General features: G+C 75.4%; 5 protein-coding genes and 1 pseudogene. 1 reads left to right on the top strand and 5 read right to left on the bottom strand.

Annotated elements, in window-relative coordinates; all coding sequences use genetic code 11:
* The 3 genes and pseudogenes from JNW89_RS24275 to JNW89_RS24265 form a co-directional block, all read right to left on the bottom strand.
* Positions 1–1,129, bottom strand: a pseudogene (locus JNW89_RS24275) (PucR family transcriptional regulator ligand-binding domain-containing protein); the annotation flags it as partial.
* A gap of 52 nt (positions 1,130–1,181) precedes the next feature.
* Positions 1,182–1,991, bottom strand: coding sequence for an RNA methyltransferase (locus JNW89_RS24270; RefSeq protein ID WP_238450636.1), 810 nt, complete (start codon positions 1,989–1,991; stop codon positions 1,182–1,184).
* Positions 1,992–2,057: 66 nt separating this feature from the next.
* A complete protein-coding gene (locus tag JNW89_RS24265; RefSeq protein ID WP_238450635.1) occupies positions 2,058–2,627 on the bottom strand; it encodes a dihydrofolate reductase family protein in 570 nt (189 codons plus the stop codon).
* Between the two features lie 526 nt (positions 2,628–3,153).
* Between JNW89_RS24265 and JNW89_RS24260 the strand changes: the two genes are divergently transcribed.
* Entirely contained in the window at positions 3,154–3,381 is a 228-nt protein-coding gene (locus tag JNW89_RS24260; RefSeq protein WP_238450634.1) for a hypothetical protein, read from the top strand.
* A 5-nt stretch (positions 3,382–3,386) separates the two neighbouring features.
* Here JNW89_RS24260 and JNW89_RS24255 read toward each other — a convergent pair whose 3' ends face one another.
* Both JNW89_RS24255 and JNW89_RS24250 read right to left on the bottom strand, forming a co-directional pair.
* A complete protein-coding gene (locus JNW89_RS24255) occupies positions 3,387–3,833 on the bottom strand; it encodes an SRPBCC family protein (protein ID WP_238450633.1) in 447 nt (148 codons plus the stop codon).
* Between the two features lie 153 nt (positions 3,834–3,986).
* Positions 3,987–6,152, bottom strand: coding sequence for a transglycosylase domain-containing protein (locus JNW89_RS24250; protein ID WP_238450632.1), 2,166 nt, complete (start codon positions 6,150–6,152; stop codon positions 3,987–3,989).
* Positions 6,153–6,269 lie beyond the last annotated feature (117 nt).

Below are 6,269 nucleotides of genomic sequence, written 5' to 3'. Positions count from 1 at the left end.
CAGCTTCGCCTCCCGCAGCGCCTGCCCCACCGCCTCGGCGAGATCGCGCAGCCGCGCCGGACCGGCCTCCGGGGCCGACTCGGCCGCCACGGCGCTCTCCCCGGTGGCGCCATCGGCGGCGGGGTCGTCGAGGCGGTGCCGGACCACCACCCCCGACGAGATGCCGGCGTTCCAGCGTGACGCCGAGCGCCCGCGCCCGCAGCGCGACCTCGTCGACCGGGCGGGAGTGGTCGAGCAGGGCGGTGAGCAGGGTGCGGTGGATCTGCCGTTCCAGGCCCTCGGCGTCGCGCCGGATCAGCCGGCCCAGCGCCAGGGTGGAGGCGGCCCGCTCCACCAGGATCGTCAGCCGGGTCGGCGGAGTGCCCGCCGGCCGGCCACCGAGCGTGGTCCCGGCGGCCAGGTCACCCCCGCCGGGCCAGCGCAGCAGCAGCCGGCCCCAGTCCTGCCCCCGCGCGCCGACGGTGGTCACCAGCCAGCCGCTGTCGGCGTCGTACGCGGTGCGACCGGCGGGGCGGATCCGTCGGGAGTGCTGCTCCCAGGCGTCCAGCAGCAGCTCGGCGCTCTCCCCCGCCGGGTCGTACGCGAGCACCTGCCGGGACAGGTTCTCCAGCACCACCGGGCAGCCGGCCAGCTCGGCGGCCTGCCGGACCACCTCGGCCGGGCCGGCACCCTCGACCGACAGCTCGGTGAAGCGCTGGTGGATCTCCTCGGTGGCCCGCAGCTCGGTGAGCTGGGCGTCGACGATCAGCGCGTGCACCGCCTCGGTGATCCGGACGAACGGGGTGGCCCGGCGCAGCTCGACCAGGGGCAGGCCGCGCCGTTCGGCGGCGGCCGCCATCACCCGGGGCACCCCGCTGACGTACCGGCGGCCCAGCTCGACCACCAGCCCGGAGACGCCGACGTCGGCCAGGTCGCCGATGAAGGCGCGCAGGCCGGCGTCGTCGGCGGGCAGCCCGATGCCGGTGGTGAGCACCAGTTCGCCGCCGCCGAGCAGGGTGGCGATGTCGGGCACCTCGGCGACGTGCACCCAGCGGACCGGCGCGTCCAGGCCGGCGTCCCCGGCGACCAGGCGCGGCGCGCCGTGGCGGACCGGGTCCAGCGCCAGCACCTCACGCACGGTAGGGAACACGGGCGACACGCTACCGTCCGTGACTCCGTCCGACGACAGCCCGCCCCGCCTGTCAGAGCGGGTCGTCGCGGCCCAGCTCCCAGCAGGCCACCGCGGTGGCGGCGGCGACGTTGAGCGAGTCGACGCCGCGGCGCATCGGGATGACCACCCGGGCGTCGCTGGCCTCCATCGCGGCCCGGGTCAGCCCGGCGCCCTCCGCGCCGAGCAGCAGCGCGGCGCGGGCCCGCTGGGCGGCGTCGAGGCGCTGGATGGGCACCGCGTCCGGGGCCGGGGTCATCGCCAGCACGGTGAAGCCGGCCGCCCGTACCTCGGCGAGCGCGTCGGGCCAGGGCTCCAGCTTCGCGTACGGGACGGCGAAGACCTCGCCCATGCTGACCCGTACGCTGCGCCGGTAGAGCGGGTCGGCGCAGGTCGGCGAGAGCAGCACCGCGTCCACGCCGAGCCCGGCCACCGCCCGGAAGATCGCGCCGAGGTTGGTGTGGTTGTTCACGTCCTCCAGGATCACCACCCGGCGGGCGGTGGCCAGCACCTCGGCGGCGGTCGGCAGCGGCTTGCGGCGGAACGAGGCGAGCACGCCCCGGTGCACGTGGAAGCCGGTGGCCCGCTGGAGCACGTCCGGGGTGGCGGCGTAGACCGGCGCGTCGCCGGTGTCGAGGTCGGCGAGCTGGTCGACGCGCTTGGCGTCCACCAGGTACGACCGGGCCGGGTAGCCGGCGCGCAGCGCCCGCCGCAGCACCAGCTCCCCCTCGGCGATGAACAGCCCGTGCGGGGGCTCCCAGCGGGTACGCAGCTCGACGTCGGTCAACGCGCGGTAGTCGGCGATCCGGTCGTCGTCGGGGTCGGTGATCTGGTGGACGGGCACGGCGACGATTCTGCCGGGTGCCAGTCGCGCGGCGCCGGGGCGTCGCCTGGGCGACCCGGGCCACCCTCACCCCGCCGCGCGCGTGTAGCGCAGCAGCACGGTCCGGCCGTCGAAGACGCGCGACCCGGCCAGCCGCAGGTCCAGCCGCTCCGGGCCGCCGGGGAAGACCGGCCGGCCGCCGCCGAGCACGACCGGGTGCACGATCACCTGGTACTCGTCGATCAGGCCGAGCGCGGTCAGCGCGGCGGCGGCGCCGGAGCCGCCGGTGAGCAGCAGGTCCCCGCCGGGCTGCTCCTTGAGCGCGGTGATCTCCTTGGCGAGGTCGTCGCCGCCGACCACCTGCGCGTCCCACTCGGCCCCGGTGAGGGTCCGGGAGACGACGACCTTCGGGGTCCGCCGCCAGATCGGCGCGAAGGCCAGGTCGTGCGGGTCCGTCGACATCGACTCGGCGCGCGGCCAGTACCAGGACATCATCTCCCAGACCTTGCGCCCGTAGGCGAAGGCGCCGGCCCGCTCGGTCAGCTCCAGGGAGTACGCGGACAGCTCCGGCCCCATCGTCGGCCAGTCGAACTCGCCGTTCGGGCCCTCGATGAAGCCGTCGAGGGACTGGTGGACCCAGTACACGACCTTGCGCATGATCTCTCCTCACGCCCGGGCGCCTCCGGTGGGCGCTCTCACGGACGGGTCGGAGCGGGGCGACGGTTTCCGACAGCTCGGCGCGGAATTTCTTGCCCGGGCCGGCTAGCGTGCCGGGGCATGGCCCGTCCCGTGATCATCGCGCTGCTCGGGGTCGACGGCTCGGGCAAGTCGACGCAGGCCCGGGCGCTGGCCCGGCGGTTGTCCGAGCGGGGTGTCCCGGCGACGTACTTCGAGAACGCCGGCGGCCGCCCGCTGTGGAACCGGCTCGCCCACCGGCTCGGGCGGCGCGACGGCGGGCACCTGTTCGGCCGGCGCCTCTACCCGGCGCTGGAGGCGACGGTGCGCTGGCTGGCCGTGGCCCGGGCGGTCGCCGGGGTCCGGCTGACCGGCCGGGTGGGCGTGATGGACCGCTGGACCTGGTGCCAGTACGTGATCATGCGAGCCCGGGGCGACCGGGGCGTCCGGCTGGTCCGGGCGGCGTACGCGCTCTTCCCCCCGTCCCGACCTGGTCTGCTTCCTGGCGGTGTCGCCCGCGCTGGCGCAGCGGCGGGTGCACGAGCGGGGCATCGACACCGAGGAGCTGGGCCACCTGGCCGCGCTCGACGCCGCCTACCGGGCGCTGCCGGAGTTCGCCGACTTCCAGGTGCTCGACGGCGAGGCCGACCCGACGGCGGTCGCCGCCGCCCTGGACCGGCTGGTCCGGCCGGTGGTCACCGGTGCGTCCGGGGATCGGGCACGGCCCAGTGGCTAGTGGCGTCAGCCGCGCTCCCGCTCCAGCAGCGCCTTCAGCCTGGCCAGGTCCTTCCGGTTGGCCCGACGCATCGCCGCCGCCAGCACCGGGGCGGTCACCGCCGCGAAGCCGCTGGGCTCGCCACGGTTGCGCAGGGTCATCCGGGTGCGCCCCTCGCCCTGCGGTTCCCAGCGGTAGGTCGTCTCCATCGGAAACGGGCCCTGCGCGGTCCGCATGACCAGCCGCTCGCCGGGGTCCAGCTCGACGATTTCGTACGTGTACGCCAGCCGCCGCCCGAGGAAGTGCGCGACGAAGGCCAGGCGGGCCCCGACCCGCAGCGGCGGAGGCGTGAGCCACTCCACCGACTCGATGTTCACGTACCAGCCGGGCGCGTTGCCGGGGTCGCCCGCGTACGCGGCCACCTCGGCTACCGGCCGGTCGATCACGGTCTCCGTCACCACGTCCACTGCCACGGCGGCACCCCCATCCACTCGCGTCCCTCATCCGGCCGGCGGTGGCGGTACGCGGCGCGGGCGGGCGCCCCCCATTCTGGTCGCTCTCCGGTCACCGGCGCCCGCGCTACGGGGAACCGACGCCGGCGGACCGTCCGCGATCTCGGGCCGGGGTCAGCCGCGGCGGTTCTGCAGCCAGCGCAGGATGTCGGAGGGAATCTCCCGCTCGCGCCGCGGCTCCTCGGGGCGAGGGGACGGCTTCGGCTCCGGGCGCTGCGGGTTGCCGGCCAGCTCGCGGCTCGGCGCGGTGAAGTCGCGGACCGGCTGGCCGTCGACCGCGGCGCGGATGATCCGGGCGACCGCGTCGATCACCTTGCTCTGCACCGCGGCGCCGACGGCGTCGCTCGGGTCGTCCGGATTGGCGGCGATCCCGGCGACCGCCACCTGCGGGGTGAACCCGACGAAGGTCTCGGTGGCGTTCTTCTCCGAGCTGCCGGTCTTGCCCGCGACGGGGCGGCCCACGATCCGGTCCACCCCGCTGGCCGTGCCGCCGTTGCACTGCCCGTACGCGGACTGCTGGCCCACCGGGCAGCGCGCCGCGTCGGTCGCGGCCCGGGCGACGTCGGGCTCCAGCACCCGCTTGCAGGACGGCTGGCCGACCGGCACCTTCGTGCCGTCCGGCGCGGTCACCGACACCACCGGGGTCGGGGCGCAGTACGTCCCCTCGGCGGCCACCGTGGCGTACGCGTTGGCCAGGTCGAGCGGGGTGGTGGCGGCCACGCCGAGGGTGAACGCACCCCAGTTGGCGGCGTCGTCGGAGGCGAAGGCGGCGTCGGCCTCGGAACGGAAGGTGATGCCCAGCCGCTGCGCCATCTCCACCACCTTGTCCTCGCCGACCTGCTCGGCCAGCCAGACGAAGTAGGTGTTCACGGAGCGGCCGAAGCCGTCCCACATCATCCGGTAGCCGTCCATCCGCTCCGGGTTCGCGTTGGCCGGGCACCACCTGCCGTCGCAGCTGCCCTCGCCCTCGGCGGCGTACCGGGTGGGCAGGCGGCTGGGGGCGTCGAAGCCGGTGGCGAGGGGCTTGCCGGCCTCCAGCGCGGCGAGCATGGTGAACATCTTGAACGTCGAGCCGGCCTGGTAGCCCTCGACGCTGCCGCCGCCGGAGATCAGCGGGTTGACCGTCTCGTTCTCCGCCACGCCGTACCGGCGGTTGACCGCCATCGCCAGCACCCGGCCGGTGCCCGGCTCGACCGCCGCGATCGGCAGCGCCCGCGCGTCGTCGTCGGCGTAGACCTTGCGGGCCTGGCTGACGGCGGTGGCCTGCACGTCCGGGTCGAGCGAGGTGACCACCCGGTAGCCGCCCCGGCGCAGCGCCTGCTCCCGCTCCTCGGCGGTGGCGCCGAACGCGGGCTGCTCCAGCCACCACCGGCGCAGGTAGTCGCAGAAGAAGCCGGCGTCGGCGGTCTGGGTGGCCACGCAGCCGTTGGGCTGGGCGGTCGGACGCAGGGTGGGCTTCTCCGCCCGGGCCTGCGCGGCCTGGGCCTCGGTGATCGCGCCGGTGGCGACCATCGCGTCGAGCACGTACCCGCGCCGGGTCAGCGCCGCCTCGGCGTCGCCGTCGATCGGGCTGTACTCGTCGGGCGACTGGACCAGGCCGGCGAGCAGGGCGGCCTCGCCGAGGGTCAGGTCCGCCGGGGCCTTGCCGAAGTAGCGCTGGCTGGCCGCGGCGACGCCGTACGCCCCGGAACCGAAGTACGCGATGTTCAGGTACCGGTTGAGGATCTCGTCCTTGCTGAGGGTGTCCTCCAGCGCGGTGGCGTACCGGATCTCCTGGAGCTTGCGCCCGATGGTCTGCTCGGTGGCGGCCTGCCGCTCCTCGGCGGTGCGGCTGGGATCGGTCTTCAGCACGTTGCGGACGTACTGCATGGTCAGCGTCGAGCCGCCCTGCGCCGAGCCGCCGGTCAGGTTGGCGACGACGGCGCGGGCCAGGCCGCGCAGGTCGGCTCCGCCGTGCGAGTAGAAGCGCCGGTCCTCGGCGGCGACGATCGCCTGCCGCATCACCGGGGCGATCTCGGCCAGCGGCACGTCCGTGCGGTTCACGTCGTAGAACGTGGTGAGCAGCGTCGTGCCGTCGTTGGCATAGAGGTAGGACCGCTGCGGGGTGGCCGGCGTGCGCAGGGCCGCCGGCAGCTCGTCGTACGCCCCGAGGGCCGCCTTGGCGGTCACCCCGGCGAGCAGGTTGCCCGGCAGCGCGGCGACCGCGAGAACGAGGCCGGCCAGCAGGCCGGCGAGCAGCACGGTGAAGAGCCGCGACAGCGGCGACCGGGGTCGGGGCATGGTGTCCAGGATTGCCAGCGATTCGTGAAGCGGGCCACCCCGGCACGCGATTGTCAGCTAACTCACCGTGACCTGCCAGCCATCTCCCCGCCCCACGCCCCCTAGCGTCCCCCACTG

Source organism: Micromonospora sp. 4G55 (assembly GCF_016803375.1).
Note: the sequence above shows the minus strand (reverse complement) of the source record. Positions and strands in the feature narration are given on the sequence as shown.